The 22,060-nt window shown below is 48.6% G+C and carries 20 protein-coding genes; 8 read left to right on the top strand and 12 right to left on the bottom strand.

Annotated features, from left to right (window positions below):
- Positions 1 to 4: 4 nt before the first annotated feature.
- From CBX96_RS09070 to CBX96_RS09050, 5 genes are all read right to left on the bottom strand, one after another.
- Positions 5 to 1,021: an iron ABC transporter permease gene (locus CBX96_RS09070; protein WP_109286550.1), complete on the bottom strand. Its 1,017-nt coding sequence runs from the start codon at positions 1,019 to 1,021 to the stop codon at positions 5 to 7.
- Positions 1,022 to 1,038: 17 nt separating this feature from the next.
- Positions 1,039 to 1,962 (bottom strand): hemin ABC transporter substrate-binding protein, encoded by a 924-nt coding sequence (locus CBX96_RS09065; RefSeq protein ID WP_109286459.1) that lies wholly within the window; start codon positions 1,960 to 1,962, stop codon positions 1,039 to 1,041.
- 91 nt (positions 1,963 to 2,053) lie between these two features.
- Positions 2,054 to 2,491 carry a biopolymer transporter ExbD gene (locus CBX96_RS09060; protein WP_109286458.1) on the bottom strand — a complete coding sequence of 146 codons (438 nt, stop codon included), beginning with the start codon at positions 2,489 to 2,491 and terminating at the stop codon, positions 2,054 to 2,056.
- Entirely contained in the window at positions 2,488 to 3,225 is a 738-nt protein-coding gene (locus tag CBX96_RS09055) for a MotA/TolQ/ExbB proton channel family protein (RefSeq protein WP_181382178.1), read from the bottom strand. The genes CBX96_RS09060 and CBX96_RS09055 overlap by 4 nt, the downstream gene beginning before the upstream one ends.
- 83 nt (positions 3,226 to 3,308) lie before the next feature.
- Positions 3,309 to 4,184 carry an energy transducer TonB gene (locus tag CBX96_RS09050; protein WP_258294379.1) on the bottom strand — a complete coding sequence of 292 codons (876 nt, stop codon included), beginning with the start codon at positions 4,182 to 4,184 and terminating at the stop codon, positions 3,309 to 3,311.
- A 248-nt stretch (positions 4,185 to 4,432) separates the two neighbouring features.
- Between CBX96_RS09050 and CBX96_RS09045 the strand changes: the two genes are divergently transcribed.
- From CBX96_RS09045 to CBX96_RS09025, 4 genes are all read left to right on the top strand, one after another.
- Positions 4,433 to 6,520 (top strand): TonB-dependent hemoglobin/transferrin/lactoferrin family receptor, encoded by a 2,088-nt coding sequence (locus CBX96_RS09045; protein WP_109286456.1) that lies wholly within the window; start codon positions 4,433 to 4,435, stop codon positions 6,518 to 6,520.
- A 21-nt stretch (positions 6,521 to 6,541) separates the two neighbouring features.
- Positions 6,542 to 7,096, top strand: a complete 555-nt coding sequence (gene hutX / locus CBX96_RS09040; RefSeq protein WP_109286455.1) for a heme utilization cystosolic carrier protein HutX — start codon at positions 6,542 to 6,544, stop codon at positions 7,094 to 7,096.
- A 30-nt stretch (positions 7,097 to 7,126) separates the two neighbouring features.
- Positions 7,127 to 7,684 (top strand): heme utilization protein HutZ, encoded by a 558-nt coding sequence (gene hutZ / locus CBX96_RS09035; RefSeq protein WP_109286454.1) that lies wholly within the window; start codon positions 7,127 to 7,129, stop codon positions 7,682 to 7,684.
- Between the two features lie 351 nt (positions 7,685 to 8,035).
- A complete protein-coding gene (locus CBX96_RS09025) occupies positions 8,036 to 9,823 on the top strand; it encodes an ABC transporter ATP-binding protein/permease (RefSeq protein WP_109286452.1) in 1,788 nt (595 codons plus the stop codon).
- 102 nt (positions 9,824 to 9,925) lie between these two features.
- Here the strand turns inward: CBX96_RS09025 and CBX96_RS09020 are convergent, their stop codons facing one another.
- The 6 genes from CBX96_RS09020 to CBX96_RS08995 all read right to left on the bottom strand — a co-directional run bounded on the left by CBX96_RS09020 (position 9,926) and on the right by CBX96_RS08995 (position 17,210).
- Complete coding sequence (locus CBX96_RS09020) at positions 9,926 to 11,530, bottom strand: long-chain fatty acid--CoA ligase (RefSeq protein WP_109286451.1); 1,605 nt, start codon at positions 11,528 to 11,530, stop codon at positions 9,926 to 9,928.
- 236 nt (positions 11,531 to 11,766) lie between these two features.
- Positions 11,767 to 12,549: a type I methionyl aminopeptidase gene (gene map / locus CBX96_RS09015; RefSeq protein ID WP_109286450.1), complete on the bottom strand. Its 783-nt coding sequence runs from the start codon at positions 12,547 to 12,549 to the stop codon at positions 11,767 to 11,769.
- Complete coding sequence (locus CBX96_RS09010; RefSeq protein ID WP_011621680.1) at positions 12,542 to 12,766, bottom strand: ParD-like family protein; 225 nt, start codon at positions 12,764 to 12,766, stop codon at positions 12,542 to 12,544. The genes map and CBX96_RS09010 overlap by 8 nt, the downstream gene beginning before the upstream one ends.
- A 330-nt stretch (positions 12,767 to 13,096) precedes the next feature.
- Positions 13,097 to 14,527 (bottom strand): cytochrome c oxidase accessory protein CcoG, encoded by a 1,431-nt coding sequence (gene ccoG, locus CBX96_RS09005; protein WP_109286449.1) that lies wholly within the window; start codon positions 14,525 to 14,527, stop codon positions 13,097 to 13,099.
- A 159-nt stretch (positions 14,528 to 14,686) separates the two neighbouring features.
- Complete coding sequence (locus CBX96_RS09000) at positions 14,687 to 16,153, bottom strand: sigma-54-dependent Fis family transcriptional regulator (RefSeq protein ID WP_109286448.1); 1,467 nt, start codon at positions 16,151 to 16,153, stop codon at positions 14,687 to 14,689.
- Positions 16,154 to 16,664: 511 nt separating this feature from the next.
- Positions 16,665 to 17,210 (bottom strand): thioredoxin family protein, encoded by a 546-nt coding sequence (locus CBX96_RS08995; RefSeq protein ID WP_088210347.1) that lies wholly within the window; start codon positions 17,208 to 17,210, stop codon positions 16,665 to 16,667.
- Between the two features lie 203 nt (positions 17,211 to 17,413).
- Between CBX96_RS08995 and CBX96_RS08990 the strand changes: the two genes are divergently transcribed.
- Positions 17,414 to 18,964, top strand: coding sequence for a S10 family peptidase (locus CBX96_RS08990; protein WP_258294376.1), 1,551 nt, complete (start codon positions 17,414 to 17,416; stop codon positions 18,962 to 18,964).
- An 86-nt stretch (positions 18,965 to 19,050) separates the two neighbouring features.
- Positions 19,051 to 19,665 (top strand): LysE family translocator, encoded by a 615-nt coding sequence (locus CBX96_RS08985; protein ID WP_011621685.1) that lies wholly within the window; start codon positions 19,051 to 19,053, stop codon positions 19,663 to 19,665.
- 106 nt (positions 19,666 to 19,771) lie between these two features.
- Here the strand turns inward: CBX96_RS08985 and CBX96_RS08980 are convergent, their stop codons facing one another.
- Positions 19,772 to 20,089 carry a DUF3144 domain-containing protein gene (locus CBX96_RS08980; protein WP_011621686.1) on the bottom strand — a complete coding sequence of 106 codons (318 nt, stop codon included), beginning with the start codon at positions 20,087 to 20,089 and terminating at the stop codon, positions 19,772 to 19,774.
- Positions 20,090 to 20,484: 395 nt separating this feature from the next.
- Here CBX96_RS08980 and CBX96_RS08975 point away from each other — a divergent pair, with 395 nt between their 5' ends.
- Both CBX96_RS08975 and ung read left to right on the top strand, forming a co-directional pair.
- Positions 20,485 to 20,919: a hypothetical protein gene (locus CBX96_RS08975; RefSeq protein WP_011627030.1), complete on the top strand. Its 435-nt coding sequence runs from the start codon at positions 20,485 to 20,487 to the stop codon at positions 20,917 to 20,919.
- A 300-nt stretch (positions 20,920 to 21,219) separates the two neighbouring features.
- Positions 21,220 to 21,879, top strand: coding sequence for a uracil-DNA glycosylase (ung, locus tag CBX96_RS08970; protein WP_109286446.1), 660 nt, complete (start codon positions 21,220 to 21,222; stop codon positions 21,877 to 21,879).
- Positions 21,880 to 22,060: the final 181 nt, after the last annotated feature.

Below are 22,060 nucleotides of genomic sequence, written 5' to 3'. Positions count from 1 at the left end.
TCGCTTAGATTAATTTGCTACGTTGTTGCAGGAGTAAAAAGATAAAGAATGGGGCGCCAATGAGCGCTGTTACTAAGCCAACGGGGAGTTCCGCTGGGGGTAAAAAGGCGCGCGCGCCGATATCGGCAAGTGCCAACAAGGCGGCACCTAAAAGTGCGCTCATGGGGAGGAGGCGTTGATGATCTGGCCCCAACAACATACGCACTAAATGGGGCACTACTAAGCCAATAAAACCGATAATGCCCGTTGCCGCAACACTGACGCCAACCCCTAAGGCGCAGAGCAAGATGAGTCTCAGCTTGAGTGAATCAACATCAATCCCTAAATGCCTAGCCTCGGCCTCACCGAGCAGCAGGGCATTAAGCGCCTTAGCATCACGATTAAATTGCCAGCTGAGCAGTGCTAACACGACTAAACACAAACCCACATATTGCCATTGTGCGCCGGCAATACTGCCCATCTGCCATAGGGTTAAGTCCCTGAGCGCCATATCATTGGCTAAATAGGTCAACACGCCAATCCCAGCTCCGGCGAGTGCGGCAACGGCGACGCCTGATAAGAGCAATAACACGACCGATGTACCTAAAGCGCTGCTGGCAAGACGATAGACGATAAGAGTAGTGATTAAACCAGAGGCAAAAGCACTGACAGAAATCATGACAGATTCGGCGTGGGGGAATAGCACTATGCAGATGGCCGCACCTAATGCTGCGCCGGATGACACGCCAATAATCCCAGGATCTGCCAAGGGGTTACGAAACAACCCCTGCATCACAGCGCCGCATTGGGCCAACATAGCCCCAACGGCAAGAGCCAATAAGGTGCGAGGTAAGCGGACATTGCTGACAACCAGTTGCTCGTGGGGCGCGAGATTGCCAATGTTTTGCTCCGTGGCCCAATTAAACACCGCGCTGAGGGAGTCGATAAGGCTGATATTCACCGGCCCGACACTGACGGAAAGCAAGCTGCTGAGGAGTAGCAGCGTTGCCATGGTGGGCCATAGCCAGCGATGTTGTAACATACTCATCAGCCCTAACATTATTGATCTTGCTTGAGCAACGTGGCGGCCAAGTCTTCAGCCGCACCGATAGCGCTAATGCCTAATCCGCCGAGTAAGGCTTGCGGCGCAAGGGTTTGGATATGACCATTTTTGCCTGCGGGAGTATGGGCGAGTAACGGCATTTCCTTTAAGAGTGCTTGCGCGGTTTGTTCATCCGTTTGTGGATCGCTTTGCTCGCTGCGCGTAGAGAGTAAAATCACATCGGGCTGGAGTGAGAGTATGCCCTCTTGAGAGAGACTCTTGTAACCTTCAAAGTCGGCAATATTTTTTGCCCCCGCGAGCGCGATAATGGTATCGGCCGCAGTACCTTTGCCGCCGACGCGGGCGCCGCGTCCTTCCTGTAATAACATAAACAGGATTTTCGGCTGGGTCTGCTGTTGGCTCAATTGCTGTTGCTGTTTATTTAGCCCATCAAGTCTTTGATGCAAATCTTGTTTTAACTGTATCGCTTTGTCTGTGCGTTTCAGTAGCTGAGCTAGGGTATCAATATTGGTCATCAGCTGTTTCTCATAGGCACTTGAGGGTAACTTCACCACCTCAATCTTGGCCTGTTTGAGCACATTAAGGGTGGTTTCTGGCCCCATCACCTCAGAGCCGACAACTAGAGTTGGTGACAACGCCATAATGCCCTCGGCCGACAGCATTCTGTGATACCCCAATTTGGCAACAGTCGCCAAGTGCTCGGGAAGATAGCTGGTGGAGTCCACGGCAACCAGCTCGTCGGCTGCATCGAGGGCGAGCACCAACTCTGTCACCCCAGCGCCCGCGCTAACCAGTTTTATCTCCTGTGATAAGGCATTGGTCGAGAATAAGGCCGCGAGCGTGGAGAGGGTGAGCGCTTGGAAAAATAGCCGCCACTGATTGACTGATTGATTGGCATGACGATTGGCTTGAAACAACATGGGTAAACTCCTACTTCATCTGTGTGCAAGGCAGGTAAAAGCGACTGCCAAGGGAAATGGTTTCGAAAATGTTCTGCTTTAACCTAAGTGATTAATGCTCCATCAAAATTTGCGTCTGGCTGATGGCATTGCCCTGTAAGAGTGCTAACAGCTGCATTAAGGGTTCTACCGGCGCGGCTTTATCCGCGGCGATAACGATACTGGCCTGAGGATGGTGTTTTAGCCGTTCTTCAAATGCCAAGCTGAAGGCGCTTAAGTCGGAATAGGTCTCGCCGTTTAGCGCCCAGTGGGGAGCGCTTGCCATAATATTGATAGCGATGGATTGTTTCGGTTCGACGGCCGTGATGGCGCTGCTTGGGCTTTGCGGCACTTCCACGGGTAAACTCATCAAACGGCTATTGGCGGTGAGCAATAGAAACACTAAGACGATAAAAATAATGTCTATCAGTGCTGTAAGATCGATGCTCGGCAGGGGCTCTAAGGCCGAGATCCCCGCTTGAGGTAATGAGGCTCTATCGACACTGATCATGGCTGTGACTCGAGTTGAGTGTTAGATGCGGGTTTAGCGCGATTAACGTCGGCAAAAGCCTGATAGTGATTCTGCTCGAGGGCGATATGTTCAACCCCAGATAGCCACAAATTGAGCTGATTCAGCACATGACTCACTTTTACGCACTGGCTATGGGCCCAGATCCCAAACAGATGGGCGGCGGTAATGGTCGGCACTGCGATGATCAGGCCCGCAGCCGTGGTGTTCATCGCCAGCCCAAGCCCAGCACTGAGCTGTGCTGGGGTGACTGGGCCTTGGGATTGCCCTAACTGGGCAAACATTTCAATCAGCCCCAGTACCGTTCCCAGTAAACCCAGTAATGGGCTAATAATCCCAATCACTTGCAGTAACTTGAGACCCGCTTGTAAGTCCCTTTGCTGTTTGTTCAGCCACAGACTGAGTAATTCTTCTCTGAGTTGCTTTGGTTTATCAGCTTGTTTTAGCAGTAAATTGGCGCCTCTTGTCAGTAAGTCCTGCTGACGGCTGGTGCTCTCGATAAGCGCTTGAATGGTTTCACTGCTGGCCTTGGCATCGGATTGACGCAGCGCTTTCACCCAAGCCTGTTTTTTGGGTGACATAGATGCAAAGGATTGCTGTAAAAATAAGGCACTACGTTCGAGGCAAATCATTAACGCGATAAAGGCGCAGATAAGTAGTGGCCACGTCAGGGCGCCGAGTTGAGCCTGTAGGGTGGAAAAGTCAGTCATGGGCAATTGAGCCTCTTAGGTCAAATTCGTTATCTAATAATGGGTTATCAAGCTATCAGCGATAACTGGAATGCTGCGGTTAGGGACGTTCAATTTAAGGCGAAGCGAATAGGTACTCTCACTTTGTAATGGCTGGCCAGTTTGTTGGTGGGAGCTTGAAATTCCCAAGTCTCAACCGCCTCTAATGCCGCTTGATCTAGCAGCCCAACGCCTGAGCTTTTCACTAAGGTGAGGGCGAGCTGTTGTCCAAATTCGTTAAACATCACTTCTACCGTCGCCGTGCCTTCAAGCCCTTTTTTACGTGCCATGCGTGGATAGGTGGGTTGCGGCGGTTTACTGGCAAAAGTTGGCGTCGCCAGTTCAATAATCTCGGGAGTGGCGTCACTGCTCTCGCTGGTACTGGTGGACGTCATATTGGTGTTGTTAATGGCGGTATTATCTTGAGTCTTGATTTCTGCCATTTGCGACAACACTTGGTCAGAAGATTTTGTTATCTCTCCAGTTTCTTTCTGATGTTGTGTATTTGCGGCCATAAGAGGCTTTGCTGTTGTTGCATCGGCCTTAGAGGAGGTGTTCGGCGTTGGCTTGTTTTGCACTGCGGATTGAATCGTTCGTGGCTTATCTGTGGTTGGTGCGGGTGCTTGCCTTGCTATTTCAGTTATTGGCGTATCAGTGAGTGCTGGCGCCGTTTGGGGCTTACTAGTATTAGACACATGTGTCGAGGTCGCATCTACGGGAATCGTTTTCGCTGGCGTACTTTTTACCGCAGATATGGCCGCTGATTTTTCTGTGGCACGAGGTGCTGCAAAGCTTAAGGTAACCGCTTTATTCGCCTCATTGGACACAAGCATTTGGGTCGATTCATTGAGAATACTTGGTAATGGCATAGCAGGCTGCGATGCAATCACACCCGTTTGGATTGCAACGGTTAATGCGCCAAAAACCAGATATCGTTTCGGTGTCACAGTACGCCTTCCAAGTTCAAAAAACAGTCGCCCATCAATCAATGCTAATTAAGATACATAAATACAACTGAGATCGCAAATGATAATGATTTCTATTTGATCAATTTTCTAATCTCAGTTAGAGTGCCAGCAATTACGAAAATGGATGCTCAAAAATGCAGCAGTTCGACCTAGGTTGACGGACCAACCACAAATGGTCGATTTGAATTCTAATCGATTAATATCATTGATGATTTGAGGATGTAACCATGAAAAAGAAGCCGTTAGTTATCGCCGTTGCGATCGCATTAACGACTACGGCGCTAAGTTTTACGTTAGCGGCTGAAGAAGGTGTGACTGCTCAGCAAAAGGAAAAAAAGCCGGGATTAGTCGAAACTGAGTTTGACGAAGTATTAGTAAGCGCGACACGCTTGAGTGAAAAAGTCTCCCAAACGAGTCGCAGTGTCGCCGTTGTGAGTGAAGAACAACTCAATGTGGCTCAGGCATCATCGGTTGCTGAAGCATTAAAAAATGAAGCTAACATCACTTTAACCAATGGACCGAGAGCGACGTCTCAAGGGGTTGAGATCCGTGGTTTAAGCGGCGATCGTGTATTACAAACTATTGATGGCGCAAGACAGAATACCAGTTCAGGTCACCGTGGCTCTTACTTTATGGATCCTGAATTACTCAAATCAATTGAGGTGATTCGCGGTCCTGCCAGTAGCCTCTGGGGTAGTGGTGCCATCGGTGGTGTGGTGGCGCAGAATACTAAATCGGCTCAAGACTTCTTAGCCCCTAACGAAACCTTCGGTGGCTATCTAAAGCAAGGCTATGACACGAATGGCGATCGCACTAAAACCAGCGCTGCCGTGTATGGCCAACAAGATACTATTGATTGGTTAATCAATGGATCTTACTTCGACTCCAATAATATCAATACGGGTAATGACGAAACCTTAGCGAACAGTGCTTCTTTGGGGAGCAACGGTTTGGCTAAGTTTGGTTGGCAAGCCGATGAGGCTTCACGCTTAGAGTTATCGGCAAGAGTTGGCAAGATTAATGAACTGGTGCCGAGTAATCCTTCCGCCGCGGTGAGCAGTTCAGTGCCTTTAGTACGCCGTAAAACGGACGATCAAAACGTCACCCTCAATTACAGCTTGGCGCCGGCAAATAATCCGTATTTGGACACCAAAGTCCAAGTCTATTGGAATAGCACGGATTATGACGAAGACAGGGTGACCAAAGGTCAATTCGATAGCACCGAATACCGCACCATTGGGATTAATCTCAACAACAGTTCGCAGTTAGGCAACACTAAGCTGACCTATGGTGTCGATGGTTATCGCGATACCCTTAAAACAGTCAGAGACGATAGGGGGCAAGTGGGGCAGCGCCCAGGGGATATTGATGGTGAGACCACAGTGTGGGGCGCCTTTACCCGTGCCGATATTCAATTGACGCAAACCGTTAATCTCGACGCCGCCTTACGTTACGACAGCTTCAAAAACGAGAGCCACAATCTCAATGCTTCTGCAGATGACAATGAGTTATCGCCTTCGCTGGGTTTGAGTTGGCAGACTCAGCCGTGGCTAACCTTAAGTGCCCGTTACGATCAGGCTTTCCGTGCGCCCACGGTTGAGGAAATGTTTTCTACCGGAACCCATTATTGCATTCCGCCGATCCCCGGTTTTTTACCCCAAGGTCTGTGTAATACCTTTGCGACGAATCCTAACTTAAAGTCTGAAGTCGCCCGCAATAAAGAACTGAAAGCTGATTTTCGTTTCAACGACTTAGCTGGAGATGATGAGCTGGCTTTCACCGTAAACATCTTCCGTAACGATGTGGACGATTTTATCGTTCAGCAAGTCTCCAATCCGTTAATGGGGATCCCAGGATTTGAGCAAACCACCTCATGGAATAACGTAGAAGATGCGCAGTTAACTGGCTTTGAGCTCAGCGGCCGTTATCGCATTGGTCAAACACGGCTGGCAATGAATTACGGTCAGACTCGCGGCGAAGACCGAAAGACTGGTGACTATATCGAAGGTATGCCCGCCAATAAGTTCAACGTCGATCTCTCCCAAGGCATTATGGAAGGTGATATGAAACTCGGCACCCGAGTGACCTATGTCGCCAGCCAATCTAATACACCCGAAGGTTATCGCGTGGCTAAGTATGACGACTACACCCTGTGGGATGTTTACCTCGCTTGGGAGCCTGCGATGGGGGCTATGTCTGGCCTGAGAGTCGACTTCGCCATTGAAAACATTGGTGACGAGAAATACCAGCAGGCATGGCAGACCCTTTATCAACCTGGCCGCAATATGAAGTTGTCAGCACGTTATATGTTCTAGACCCAGCTTTAGGAGACGCAAATGACACAGACAATCGACACTGAAATCGCTCACTCGAGCCATCACATAGATGCCGACTCGCAGTCAATGTTAAGGCAGCGTTTTGTCAGCCAGCCCGATTTAATGCCTGCACAACTGGCGAGTGAATTAGGGATTGCCGAGCTTGATGTGGTCGCAGCACTGCCGCAAGCGCAGCGAGTGTTTCTTCCTTTGACACAAATCGACGAGCTGCTGCAGAGCTTACCCGAGTGGGGACCTCTGACCACGATAGTGATGCTTTCGGGCAGCGTGTTTGAATTCAAAGGTGATTTTCCCCAAGGGAAATTTGCCCATGGTTACTACAACCTCTACAGCAAAGGTGATGGCCTTCATGGTCATCTCAAGCTGGATAACATGCGAGCGATCGCGTTAGTTAGCAGACCCTTTAGGGGCAGCGAGAGCCATTCGATTAACTTTTTTGGCCCTCAAGGCGAGGTGGTATTCAAAGTTTATTTAGGACGAGACAAGCAAAGAGTGCTTTTTCCTGAGCAAGTTCGCCGTTTTAAAACGCTAGCGGGCACCTTTGCTACTCAATAGTCACCGACATAATTTATTAAGGTATCCAATATGAAGTCTGAAATCTTCGAGCAAGAACAACGTTTAAGGGACAAACTGTTACCCGAAATTGAGGCCTTTAAACAGCAGCGCCATACTTTGCAACTCGCCACTGTGGATGCGGATGGGCAACCCAATGCCAGTTACGCGCCATTTGCCTTAGCTGACGATGGGTTTTACATACTAGTGAGTGACTTAGCCCGCCACGGCCACAACCTTAAACAGTCGACCAAAGTGTCTGTGATGCTGGTGGAGGATGAAGCCGAAGCTAAGTCGGTATTCGCCCGTAAACGCCTCACTTTCGATGCAATCGCTCAAGCGGTTGAACGCGATACGCCCTCGTTTAGCAAAGGAGTCAGCCTGTTATCAAAACGCTTTGGCGACATGTCCGATAACCTCGCGGCACTGATGGACTTTAATCTGTATAAGTTAGCGCCCCATCAGGGATTGTATGTGAAAGGTTTTGGCCAAGCTTTTAGTCTGACGGGCAGTGAATTACTCGATGTTAACTGGAAGCGTGATGGCCACCATGGCACACCTAAAGCACCCGAAGATATGCAAGTAGCTTAAGCTCTCGAGTCTTAAACATCCGTGTCTTGAACACCTATGTTTTGAAAATCAGCGTCTTGAGCTTGACCGACTCAAGGCAAAAGCATAAACCCGCTATCTAGGCGGGTTTATTGTTATATTTCTCAAAGCATTTTCACTTTTACCTTCATCCTTTGTTATTGCCTGCTTTTCAGCGACGCCTTGCTAAAGTCATTTTGTTTATCCTTAGGGCTTTCGAGTATGCTCTGTTGATACTCGCATGTGCTAAGGTTGATGGGCGCATAAAGCCTAAGGATATCAATAGTGAACAAACCGCTAACTGAGCCTACAGAATCGAGTACACTTCCCCCACGATCATTATCAGAGTCCACTATGCCTCATAACGCTGCTAATACCTCGATTCGCCAACGGGCGGTATTGCCCTGGATTTGGCAATTTCTTAAGCCCTATCGCCTGCGGGTGGTTGCGGCGATTGTATTTCTTTTGATTGGCTCCTTGGCCTGGCTATCCCTCGGGCAGGGCGTGCGGTTGATGGTGGACGAAGGTTTTATTAAGGATAACGCCCAGCGTCTCAATGAAATTATTTTGTTGGTACTGCTCATCACCGCAGTGAGTGGCACTGCGGTGTTTTGCCGATTTTATCTGATGACTTGGCTCGGCGAGCGGGTCAGCGCCGATATAAGGCTGACGGTTTACAATCAACTGCTGAAGTTGTCTCCAGCCTTCTACGCCAAGGTGCGTACCGGTGAGGTGATTTCGCGCTTTACCGCCGATTCGACTCTGCTGCAAACCGTGGTCGGCTCGAGTCTCTCGATGGCGCTGCGCTCCGGCGTGACTGTGATCGGTGGGTTGGCGATGATGGGGATCACCAGCGTGAAGATGACGCTGCTGGTGCTACTGGCAGTGCCTTTGGTGCTGGGGCCTGTCGGCTTCTTTGGCCGAAAAGTGCGAACCTTAGCGCGGGAGAGTCAAGACCGGGTGGCGGATTTGGGGGCCTATGTGGATGAAACCTTACATGAAATCCACACAGTGCAAGCCTATGGGCATGAGGATAAGGACCGCAGTTTATTCAATAGTCGTGTCGAAGATGTGATGACCGCCGCCAGTGGTCGTATTCGTTACCGTGCCATGTTGATTTCCTCCGTGATGTTTTTAAGTATCGCCGCCATTGCATCTGTGACTTGGGTCGGCGCCCACGACGTGATGTCGGGAAAAATGACGGGCGGCGAACTGTCGGCTTTTATGTTTTATGCCGTGATGGTGGCAGGCGCCGTCGCCACCATCAGTGAAGTTGTCGGTGAGATCCAACGCGCCTCGGGCGCCGCCGAGCGCTTAATCGAACTGGCTGAAACTGAGGTCGATATTCCTGCGCCACTAGTGCCTAAAACACTGCCCGCGAAAGTGCGTGGCGAGCTGCAACTGCAACAACTGAATTTTCATTATCCCGAGCAAACTCAGTTAGTGCTCAGCGACTTAGAACTGACGATAAGCGCGGGCGAGCGGGTGGCCTTGGTCGGGCCGAGTGGGGCTGGAAAGAGTACGCTGTTTCAGTTATTGCAGCGGTTTTATGTGCCGTCATCGGGCAGCATTCATTTGGATGGGATTGATATTGCTGAGCTTTCACCAAAGGATTTACGGGCGCAGTTTGCGCTTGTGCCGCAGGACTCAGTGATTTTTGCTACTAGCGTGCTGGAGAACGTGCGCTATGGCCGCGTCGATGCCAGCGAGCAGGAGGTGGTTGATGCCTGTATTGCGGCCCGTGCCCATGAGTTTATTAGCGAATTTAGTGAAGGTTATCAAACCTATTTGGGTGAGCGCGGCGTGCGCTTATCCGGTGGTCAAAAGCAGCGTATCGCGATTGCGAGGGCGATTTTAGCCGACAGGCCTATCTTGCTGCTCGATGAGGCGACCAGTGCGCTCGATGCCTTAAGTGAGCAAAAAGTAAAGCAGGCACTCGATGAATTGATGACAGGGAAAACCACGCTTATCATCGCCCATCGCCTCGCCACAGTGATCAATGCGGATCGAATTATCGTGTTCGATAAGGGGCGTATCGTCGCCAGTGGTAAGCATCAAACACTATTACAAACCAATGCCTTATATCGCGAGTTTGCCAGTTTACAGCTGCTAACGGATGAGGTGAGTGTGCTTAGCGAGTAAGGTTTGTATGGACAATGTAATATAAATAAAACCCCAGAGTGTTGCTCTGGGGTTTTGTTTTGGATTTAAGATTGCTCAAACGTCACTGATGTTTGCGTATGTTTAAGCGTGATTTTTGAGTTCTCTGCGCAGAATTTTACCCACGGTACTCTTAGGTAGCTGCGGCATAAATTCAATCAACTTGGGCAGCTTGTAGGCGGTGAGTTGCTCACGGCAGAAGTTGAGAATGGCGGTTTTCATTTGCTCATGATCTTGGCTGTCATCCTTAAGTACAACAAAGGCTTTGACAGCTTCTCCTGAGTGTTCATCCCTTACGCCAACCACGGCACATTCAATGATATTCGGATGGCTGGCGAGCACGTTTTCGACCTCATTCGGATAGACGTTAAAGCCGGAGACAATAATCATATCCTTTTTGCGATCAACGATTTGATGGAATCCTTCCTCGTTCAAAATCGCAATATCCCCGGTTTTAAAGAAACCATCGGCAGTCATTACATTGGCCGTTTCTTGGGGATTATTCCAATAACCCAGCATCACTTGCGGGCCGCGGGCGGCGAGTTCGCCAGCTTCCCCTTGCGCGACTTCATTGCCGTTTTCATCTAGCAGTTTGACCTCAGTGCCGAGAACGGGCTTACCGATAGTGCCAATCTTCTGATATCCGGGAGCATTGAGTGAAATCACTGGCGAGGTTTCGGATAATCCATAACCTTCACTGATGGTATTGCCCGTAGTTTGTTGCCAGATATTAGCTGCGGCCGCGGTGAGTGCCGTACCACCCGAAATAGTGATTTTTAAATGGCTGAAATCCAGCGCCTTAAATTCGGGCTGATGGCACAGGGCGACAAAGAGGGTGTTAAGCCCTGCAAAGCCGGTAAAAGGGTATTTAGCCAGTGTCTTGATTAAGCCACTAATATCACGGGGATTGGGGATTAATACCGAGCAACCACCACATTCAAAATACAGTACTAAGTTCACCATAAAGGCGTAGATATGGTAAATCGGCAGTGGCGCGACAAAAATATCTTCCCCTTCGCTGATAACGCTGCCAATGCGGGATTTTACCTGCGCCGCATTGGCGAGCATATTACCGTGGGTCAGCATGGCCCCCTTGGAGAGACCCGTTGTACCACCGGTATATTGCAGCGCCGCTAAGTCACCTGCGGCAGGGACTATTCGGCTAAAGGGTAGCTCGGCCCCTTGTTTTAGCACTTGGCAGAATTCGACATTTTTAAGCCCCGTTTTGGGCTGTACCTGCGGATCGATAAGATCTAACGGATGAGTGGAAATCACCAATTCAATTGGTGTGGTCGCAACCACTTTGGCAAGGGTTGGCAACAGATCCGACAACACCACTAAGGCCTTAGCACCCGAGTCATTAAACTGATGAATAAGCTCTCGTTCGGTGTAGAGCGGGTTAGTGTTGACTAGGATAAGTCCCGCCCGCAGCGCACCATAGGCGGCGATAACAAACTGGGTAATGTTGGGTAATTGAATCGCGATCCGATCGCCGGGTTTTAGATTAGTGTTATTCTGCAAATAGGCAGCAAAATAGCGTGAATCGCGTTCTATATCATTGAAACTGCTGGTTTTCCCCAAACAAGCATATGCCGTTTTATCACCAAAGCGTTGGCTAGTGCGTTCGATTAAGTCTATGAGTGATGAGTATTTGCCAAGTTCGAGTTGTGACTCTTGATCGTATGCCATGCCTAACTACCTCAAATAGGTTTATCGTTGTTATTATTTTAAAATCAAACGAGTGTTTAGATTAGAAGGATTCAACCTGTCAGGTCAACGTTTATCGTTAAATTATTGTAGCAATTTGCACGGCTATCCAATTGTAAAAATAGAATTTTTACTCTAATGAAGGGCGGTGAACTGCAGTGCAAATTTACTACAGCACACCTGAATTTGAGATGAAAAAGCGAGGGTTAGCGTCGAAATTAACGGGGAGATTGCTCATCGTGGCGTAGGGTGAGCACTTCGTATCCCGTAGGGGTGACAAGTATCGTATGTTCCGATTGCGCCGAGAGTTTTTTATCGCGGGTGACAACCGTCCAACCATCTTTTTTAAGCTTTATCTTTTCAGTGCCCTGATTCACCATAGGCTCAATGGTAAACACCATGCCCGCTTTGAGCTTAAGGCCTTGATTCGGCTTTCCATAGTGAAGGACTTGCGGCTCTTCATGCATTTCTTGACCTATCCCATGGCCGCAGTAATCCCTGACGATGCTATAACCAAAGGATTGTGCATACTGTTGAATCGCATGGCCAATATCGCCCAATGTGGCCCCAGGTTTAACCTGTTTGATCCCCTGCCACATGGCAAGATAGGTAACATCGGCCAGCTTTTGGGCTGGGGCGGGCGCCTGTGGCATCACATACATTTTACTGGAGTCGGCAATATAGCCGTCTTTCTCGAGGGTAATATCTAAGTTAATGATATCTGTGCTTTTGATGACCTCATTCGCTGAGGGCACACCATGGCAGACCACCTCGTTAATGGACGAATTCAACACATATTGATAGCCATACTGACCCTTACTCGCGGGACGCGATTTGAGCTCGTTGACGATAAAGGCTTCGACCGTATCGTTGATATCCATGGTGCTGATGCCGGGGCGGACATAGGTATCAAGCATTTGAAATACTTGAGCTAGTAATTGCCCCGCGAGGCGCATCAGTGCAATTTCTTCGGCAGATTTTATCTTCACCTGATTATTCATCGGCCATTTCCTTTACCTGGGTCACGTTGGCTAGGTTCACATCCGCAGATTTCATCAGATCGGCGACTAACTGATTAAAGGAGAGTTGTGGATGCAATTCTGCCAGCATCCCGATCCTTATCCAGAATTCTGCCTGCGAGTTGATTGAACGTGACATGACCGAACTGGCTTTTCTCAGCTCATCATGCAGTTCTTCGGAAATTTTAACTATGCCCATAAATATACTTTATATATGTTTCGTATGTTTATTGTATTCGATCTATATAGCGAACCGTCAATAATAAATCGACATTGGTTTACCGCAATGACAGCCGAGCCTCTTTTGAAGCAGTCGCCGTAAGCGCAAGAGAAGTGGCTAGAAGGCTATGATTTTGCATTGGCATACTTCATGTTTGTGCGGCGCGAGTTGAGGCTATTTAGCGGATTTAACGAAACAAGCTGAGTAAAAAAAACGCGAACCACAGTGATTAACGGGCCTGATTTACGAAAGTGGCTAACTGTGATGGAGTGTGCTCGCTTATCGGCGAGCACACTGCCGCATGACGCACTAAGGGCTAAAGAAGCCGGTTTCTTGGCTAACGCTTTGTTCAGGTTTGCTCACATCCGTTACCGAGAATTCGATAATTTTGCGCCCCGTTGGGATTGCATCCTTATCGGCTAATACTGTCACGGGATAATCCGATTGCTCACCCGGAGCAAGGGTAATGACCGAGTCGGCAATTAAGCTGAAGGGCATTTCGCTGTTGACCGCGAGTTGATATTGCTTAGATTGCTGAGTCTTGTTACGGATCTTCAGCTGGTAGGTATTTTCAACTTTGTTATCGGCGGTTTCGCGATACAGGCTCTGTCTGTCGCGAATGACGTTAAGCTGAATTTCACTGCGACTGGAGAGATCTAAACCTATCACAACCAACATAATAACAACGGCGGCGCCGTAACCTAAAAAGCGTGGCGAGCGCCAGTTGGAATGGGTGATGCCCTTTAATTCATTCTCGCTGACATAGCTAATTAGGTTTTGTTTGTAGTCGAATTTTTGCATGGTTTCATTACAGGCATCGACACAGGCGCCGCAGTTAATGCACTCGTATTGTAGGCCTTGGCGAATATCAATCCCCGTCGGGCAGACTTCGACACATAGGTTACAGTCAACACAATCACCGAGTTCCGTCTGTTGTTTGCGCTTACGTGGGCCGCGCGCTTCGCCGCGAGCGGCATCATAGGTCACGGTTTTGGTGTTGGCATCGAACATCACGGCCTGAAAACGCGCGTAGGGGCAGCAGTGTAAGCACATTTGCTCGCGCATCCAGCCTGCATTTAAGTAAGTACAAATCGCGAAAAACCATACCCAGCAGGTCGTCCAAAAACCGGCGTTGCCGGTAAAAATATCCAAATAGAGTTCGCGGGCGGGAATGAAATAACCGATGAATCCACAGCCAGTAATTAATGCGGCTAATCCCCACAGGCCGTGTTTGAGACTTCTTTTACCGAGTTTATTGGCTGACCACGGCGCCTTATCCAGCAATTTACGTTTGTTGCTGTTGCCCTCAATTCGGCTCTCGAGCCAGACAAACATAAAAGTCCACGCGGTTTGCGGGCAAAGATAGCCACACCAGACGCGCCCCCAAAACACAGTAATGAAAAACAATCCAAAGGCGGCGGCAATAAACACCCAAGCGAGCAAGGTGAAATCCTGTGGCCAGAGGGTGAGGCCGAAAAAGAAGAACTGCTGCTGACTCACATCCAGCAATATCGCTTGCCGACCATCAAAGGAAATAAAGGGCAGGGCAAAAAACAGCAGAACTAACAGGCTATTCATTGTGGTTCTTAGGCGCTGAAAATAACCCTTCTGCTCTCGGAAATGAATCTGACCATTCACGGGGGCTGGTTTATCGTCCGCCTGGATATTTTTTACGGGGATAAATTGCTCAGCAGAGGGGCGCTTGGCGTTCTCTCTGTGTTGGGTGTCACTCTTGGGCATATGCTGTCCTAACGGCTTAAATAAGATTCGGCTCCCTATAGCAAACGTTAGGCCAAGAGTTTTTTATTTTAAATTATTGATATTTAATGATTAAGTGTATTTGCGATTTAGTGGGTGTCGCGATATATCGCTAATTGGCGATATATCGCGTTTTTAAAGCTATTCTTCTGCAATGGTTTGACGTGTAATCCCGAGCTTCTTCATCCGCGATCTGAGTGTACTTGGCGGGACGCCGAGTACATTGGCCGCACCATTGGGGCCTGAAATACGCCAGTTGAGCTGCTTTAATGTTTGCTCTATGTGTTGTGCTTCCGCCTCGGCCAAGGTTTGTAATGGTGAGACCGCGGTTTGAGTCTGCAGGTGATGCGTGGGCATGGCATGGATTTGTAATATATCCGTTTGAGATAAAATGGCCTCCCGCTCGAGGATATTTTGTAATTCGCGCACATTACCCGGCCAACTGTAGGCCATCAGTTTTTGCAGACCTTTTTGGCTCACGCCGCGCAGTTTCTTACCGAGTTTGCGGTTTAGGGAATGCAAAATGTGGCTGACAAGCTCGGGCATATCCTCAAGTCTTGCCCTCAGCGGTGGCACTTGGATTGGGAAGACATTCAAGCGGTAATAGAGATCCATCCTGAATAAGCCCTGTTCAACGCGCTTGAGTAAATCATGGTGACTGGCGGCGACTAAGCGAATATCGACCTTAATGGTTTCACTGCCGCCGAGTCGTTCGAAGGATTGCTCTTGGATCACCCGCAGCAACTTAGATTGCGCCTCCAAACTTAATTCGGCCACCTCATCGAGAAACAGTGTCCCTTGATGGGCGAGTTCGAAGCGGCCCTTGCGCTGCTGTGTCGCACCGGTAAAGGCGCCTTTCTCATGGCCAAACAACTCACTCTCTAACAGTGAGGCTGAAAACGCCGCGCAGTTAACGCTGATCATGGGCTTATCTTTACGGCGACTCAGTTGATGTAAGTTACGGGCAACCAGTTCTTTGCCTGTGCCATTTTCGCCACAAATCAATACGGTACTGTCGGTATTGGCCACCATATGCAGCTGCTGGATCATATGACGGATTACCGCGCTGCTGCCCGAAATATCCACATCGCCTGTCTTATCGGCTAACTCGGCTTGGAGATAATGATTCTCGCTGGCTAGTTGCTCCGACAGTGCTTGAACCTGCGCTAAAGCTTGACGTAGCGACTGCTCGGTTTGTTTCTGAATACTGATATCGCGAAATATCGCGACTACGCCGATAAGCTTGTTGTCCCGATAGACGGGGGTCGAGCTGTAATGTACTGGAAAGCTACTGCCATCTTTGCGCCAAAACACATCGTGGGTGATTTCCCTTGCTATTCCATCCTTCAAGGTATTGTAGATGGGACAATCTTCTTGGGGATAATGACTGCCATCCGCATGGCTATGATGATGGCAATTATGGATATTTTTGCCGAGTAATTCTTCATTCTTCCAGCCCGTCATGCGCTCGGCGGCGGGATTGATGAAGACGGCATTACCATTTAAATCAAACCCATAAATGCCTTCACCCACGGCATTGAGCAGTAGCTGGTTTTCTGGCAGAAAATGTTTATCCAAGGGCATTGCGGCGGGCTGTGTTGAGGTCATTCCGTTGATTCCTTAATACGAATGAGTGCCCAGAGTATAACCCCTTGAGTCGTGTCGCGATATATCGTGAGTTATTCAGTAATGCTTGAATTGAATGGTTTAGAGATATGTTTAGAGGTCTGACCATTAACTTGTTGATAATAAAAAGCTTATATTTTAATCGATCGAAAGTTGTATTTAGTGCTGGCGTAAAAGAGTAAATTGTTATAAAAATGTTTCATAAATATCTTTGGCTAAGTTGACCTGAACAAAGCAGGCTCGCCCTTAAGACTGGGAATTCACGGCAACGCGGAGATGTTTATTGAAGTACGGTGTGAGTGAATGAACGAGTTTAATAGCGTTTTGGGGTGAGATGGCTGTTAAGAGTATGGAGTGATTTTCTGCCCACCTTTCCGGAAAATTACTTTCTACTGATTTGAAGTGTGCAAAAAGGCTGCGATGCAGCCTTTTTTATTGCGCGAGTGTTGAGCTTTATGGCTTCGGTTTTTGAGGTTAAAGCCAAATCAATCGCTTACAGTGCTTTTGCCTGAGCTAAGCCATTAAGTACAGCTTCTATGGTGAGCGTTGAAGGCAACACTATGCCGTTAGGCGCCCTTGGACCATAGACCTTATTGTAAGGTGTACCCGGTACGCCTTCATGCTTCATATAACCCGCAATGGTGGAATCGGCTTCGCTCCAATTTCCCTGCATCAAAATAACCTTGTCGGCCATCAGTGCATTCACCACTTGCTCTCTGTGGGTGACTTCAGCCTTGTTGGTTTGGCAAATGCTGCACCAGTCTGAGGTGATATCCACAAACACTGTATAGCCATCGGCGACCAGCGGCGCGATTTTTTCAGGGGCCAGCGTATGCCACTGCAGCTTTTGATAGGCTTGATAATCTTCGCCTTTATGTACAAAACCGATAATTCCGCCTAGGCCAACGGCGAAAAATCCCAATACAAAAATCACCGCCAGTGGAATGCGTTTACCTTTGCTGCGTTGCCAGATTAACAGGCCAATCGCGCCCACGAGTAATGCGAGAATGACCAGACTGATAAGAGTGATAGTGCCCATAGATGCCTACATGAGTTTCCGATAATCCATTCTATCTTAGCGACTAACAGCTTAAATCTGCGTGAATTTATGCTTTAAAAGCCGATTAAAGCTTTGACGCATTCGGTTGCAATTGTGCTTTTGCGCCGAGTGCACAGTCTTTGTAAGCTGGTGCACCAATAAAAAGGTCACAAAATAACCACTACAGAAGGGAAGAATAATTGATGCTAGCGCTAACAGAGAAGCAAACGCCCTCAAGGCTGAAATGGGCAAGTGTGTTGCTGCCCTTATTATTCACTGTGTCCATGGTCGGCCATGCCGAGCAAGCTAAAAAAAGCGATGTCAAAGTGGATAAGCTAGTGCCAGAGGTGGTGACTACTAAGCACAGAATGACAATTCAAAATCAGAAGATCAGTTATCAAGCCATCAGTGGTGAGACCATTTTAGAGGATGATAAGGGGGAGCCTCAGGCCAGCATCTTCTCTATTACGTATTTACGGGATGATGTGCAGGACAGTAGTAAACGCCCGGTCACGTTTATTTTTAACGGTGGCCCAGGTTCTGCCTCGCTGTGGCTGCACATGGGCCTCTTTGGCCCAAAACGTGTGATTGTGCCCGGTGATGCCAAAGATGATGGTGCGGCGCCTTATCGGATTGAAGCCAACGATTACTCATTACTCGATGAGTCAGACTTAGTGTTTATCGACCCTGTGGGTACTGGTTTTAGCCGCGCCCTCGGTGAGAAGAAAGGCGCCGATTTTTGGGGCGTGAAAGAAGATGCCCAATCCATTGCCGAGTTTATGCGCCGTTGGTTGATTGAACATAAGCGTTGGAATTCGCCCAAATATCTTGCCGGTGAAAGTTATGGTACGACACGAGCGGCAGCATTAGTGGATGAGCTCCAAGGCGGTTGGACCGATATCTCGGTCAATGGCGTGATGCTGATTTCATCGATTCTCGACTTTAGCCACGCTCGTTATCAACCGGGCAATAACCAACCCTACATTGGTTTTTTACCGACCATGGCGGCAACTGCGTTTTATCACAATAAAGTTAGTGATGCCGACAAGGCCTTAGGGCTCGAAGCGTTTGTCGAACAGGCGCGTCAATTCGCAATTAAGGATTACGCCTTAGCCCTATTACAGGGTAGCCGTTTAGCGCAAAGCGATTATCAGAGTGTACGCAAACAGTTGGCGCGTTTTACGGGCCTGAGTGAGTCTTACCTCTACCGAGTGAATTTGCGGGTGAGTGCGAGTCGCTACACCAAAGAATTGCTCAGGGATCAGGATTTGACCGTCGGGCGGTTAGACAGTCGCTATACCGGCAAAGATTACGACAGTGGCGGTGACTCGACCGATAACGATCCTTCAGGATATGGTATCGATGGCGCTTATACGGCGGCTATCCATCAGTATCTGTATGAGGATTTAGGGGTTAAATTATCACGCCCCTTCAACGTGCTCTCCACCGATGTTAACCGTGGCTGGAACTGGAATATCAGTGGTAAGCAAATGCATTATGTGAATGTGGCGCCCTATTTAGGGCAAGCGCAGCGCGAGAATAAAGACCTACGTATTTTTGTTGGTAACGGTTATTTCGATTTTGCGACGCCCTTCTTTGCGACCGAAAATACCTTTGCTGATAATGGCATAGATAATAGCCGTGTCACTATGCATTACTACAAAGCGGGCCACATGATGTATGTGGAGCCCGCGTCGCTTGCGCAACTGGTGCAAGATATCCGCGCTTTTTATCATCCTAACGCGGCTAAATGAGAGTGACCGTATTATTTGGCCAGTGTTAAACTGCCACTCCTGTGAAGGCCCGATTGAGGGCCTTTTTATGCTTTAAAGGGTTAAAAATGAGCTTTAGTACTTGGTTAGGACTATTGGCGATTTGTTGCTTGGGCGCTATGTCTCCCGGGCCGAGTTTGGCCATGGTTGTGCGTCATACCTTGGGCGGTGGTCGCGGCAAGGGGATAGTTTGCGCTTGGGCGCACTCGATCGGTATTGGCATTTATGCGTTAGTGACGTTGCTCGGCCTAGCCGTTGTATTGAAAAAAGCGCCATTGATTTTTAATGGGATCGCGATTTTAGGCGCGCTCTATCTCGCCTGGATGGGGATCCAAGCATTGCGCTCAAACGGTGGCATGCAGGCAAAACTTGCGGCGGGGGAGGCGACGGATACGCTCACTGCGGCGCGGGATGGTATTGCGATTTCCCTGTTCAATCCTAAGATTATGTTGTTTTTTTTGGCGCTGTTTAGTCAGTTTGTGATGGTGGCCGATAGCTTGACGGGTCAAGCACTTATCGTGCTAACGCCTTTGGTGGTTGATGGGCTTTGGTACACCTTGATTGCCTTACTGTTGTCCCATTCGAGTGTATTGCCTAAGTTACGGGAAAAAGCGGGACTTATCGATAAACTTTCTGGTGTGGTACTGATCCTGCTCGCGATACGAGTGGTATATACCCTCTAACGTATCGCAATGCATATTGAACAGTGCAAATAGATAAAAAAACGCCATCACAAGATGGCGTTTTTTATGGGATTTTAGCAGGCGATGCTTGGCCTATAGCGCATCATCAGCCTTTAAAGATTTGTACCGAATCATCCGCTGCCACAGCTTCTTCCTGCATAACGGGTGGATTAGCGATATGGTCGTCTAGGTTGTCGCTTAGCATTTCGCGGTATTCGGCGCTAAACCAGTCGAGTGCATTGTCTTTTTCTGCGCCTAAGTCGGCAGATTTAATCGCGGCTTCAAAGGCGTTAAAACGCGCTGCGGCAAAACGCAGGGCTGTGCCGACTTTACCGACATCACCTTCCTGCTGGCTTAGCTGATTGGCTAAGGCAATAAATTGATCGGCAAGTTCAAAAATCGTGGTGTTGCTGGTATCAGTCATAGCGCTTACTCAAAATAATTTATTGGTGGGCGATTCTATCCTAAATTCTGCAGGAAGGAACCGCTTACGCTTAAGTATTGGGATCTAAATCTGTTGTAGTGAGCCCAATACTTAGTAGGTCATCCATCGCTAACTTGCGGTTAGTTTGATGGTTGATTGGGCGATATTGTATTTAGTATCAATGGGTTTTGCTGCATCGTTTCAAGACGGAAGATATGTAACAGTTCTATCATCGTGATTTAAATTCTTGCCGATTTGGGATGTAGATAGCCTGCCGAAATACAAGGTCTGCATGGCGGTGCGGGGGAAATAATATCTGATTTAGCCTCCTGTGAGGATTCATCTTCTGTTCAGTTAGCCACTCGCATACTGCTTCCATCAACAGGAGAACCGCCATGAAAGCAATTAAACTTACACTGTCAGCCTTACTACTCGCTGCAGCTTCATCTTCGGCCATTGCGGCAGATGTCGGAGTGTCGATTAACATCGGCGATCCAAACTTTTACGGTCAGATCAATATTGGTAATTTTCCTCGTCCACAGGTGATTTACGAACAGCCTATCGTGATAGAGCAGTCTCGGGTCGTGTATGAACCTATCTATCTGCATGTGCCGCCCGGTCATGCAAAAAAATGGGGTCGCTATTGTGCCTCCTACGGTGCCTGCGGCCGCCCAGTCTATTTTGTTCAGGATGTCTGGTATCGCGATGAGTACGTACCCCGTTATCGCTCCTATAAACAGGATAAGCATCACCACAAACATTACGACAAACATGAGCGCCGCAAAGATAGGGATGACGACCGTGGTCATGGCCACCGTGGTCGCGATTAATACGGATTGTTTATACAAACGCCCCTATCACGCTAGCTGATGGATTATCAGAGTCATTTAATGAGCCAAAGCGTTTAGACACAACATGGCACTGCACTCAACTTTGCTCGAGTTAACTTTTGCGATACGGGGCATTTCTCGATAGCAATCGATTGCCTTAACCAAAGGAACCGAACAGGTTTAGGCCGCAATATGCTTGCGATATCTTAAGACTCGGGAATAAAAACCGGAGTTGGCTTGTCATGTCGCGCTATCACTTTTAAGCTAACGGCATCGTAACTTAAGTAAGAGAAACAGATTTTGGCGACTTGGCAGGCATTTATTGACCATCAACGTTCTCAACCCTATTATCAGCAGTTGATAGCATTTGTGAATCAAGAGCGTGAATTGGGTAAGGTGATCTATCCTCCTAAAGAGGATGTGTACAACGCCTTTAAAACAACCCCATTGGAGCAAGTGCGTGTAGTGCTTATCGGTCAAGATCCCTACCATGGTCCCGACCAAGCCCACGGCCTGTGTTTCTCGGTTAAGCGAGGCATTAAACCGCCGCCATCGTTAGCCAATATGTATAAAGAGTTAGTGAACGATATTCCCGGTTTCCAAATCCCGAACCATGGTGATTTAACCCAATGGGCGGAGCAGGGGATTTTGATGCTCAATACCGTGCTGACGGTGGAACAAGGGCAAGCCCACTCACATGCCAATGCCGGCTGGGAAACCTTTACCACTGAGGCCTTAAAGCTGCTTAATGCGCAGGCGCGGCCGATTATTTTCGTACTCTGGGGCAGCCATGCCATCAAAAAAGGGGCGGTGATTACTGCGCCGCAGCATCAAATTTTGTCGGGACCCCACCCGTCACCGCTGTCGGCCTATCGCGGCTTCTTCGGTTGTGGGCATTTTTCTAAAGTGAATCAAATGCTGATGGCGCGGGGCGAAGCGTCGATCCAATGGCAGGTTTAAGTTCACTTGGATAAAGAACCTTGAAAATAAAAAGGCCTTGCTTAGCAAGGCCTTTTTATTGTCATCCCAAAACCACCGCCTCTGGCGGTGGTGATTGTCCCTTAAGGCTATAGCCTGAATAACGCCCATGTTAAAAGAGACCTTCTTATTCACCACAAGTAAGAGGAAACGAGAAACATGG

It is taken from the genome of Shewanella sp. BC20 (assembly GCF_003129585.1).
Taxonomy (GTDB): Bacteria; Pseudomonadota; Gammaproteobacteria; order Enterobacterales; family Shewanellaceae; genus Shewanella; species Shewanella seohaensis.
The sequence above is the reverse complement of the archived record's forward strand: the minus strand, read 5'-3'. Positions and strand labels throughout refer to the sequence as shown.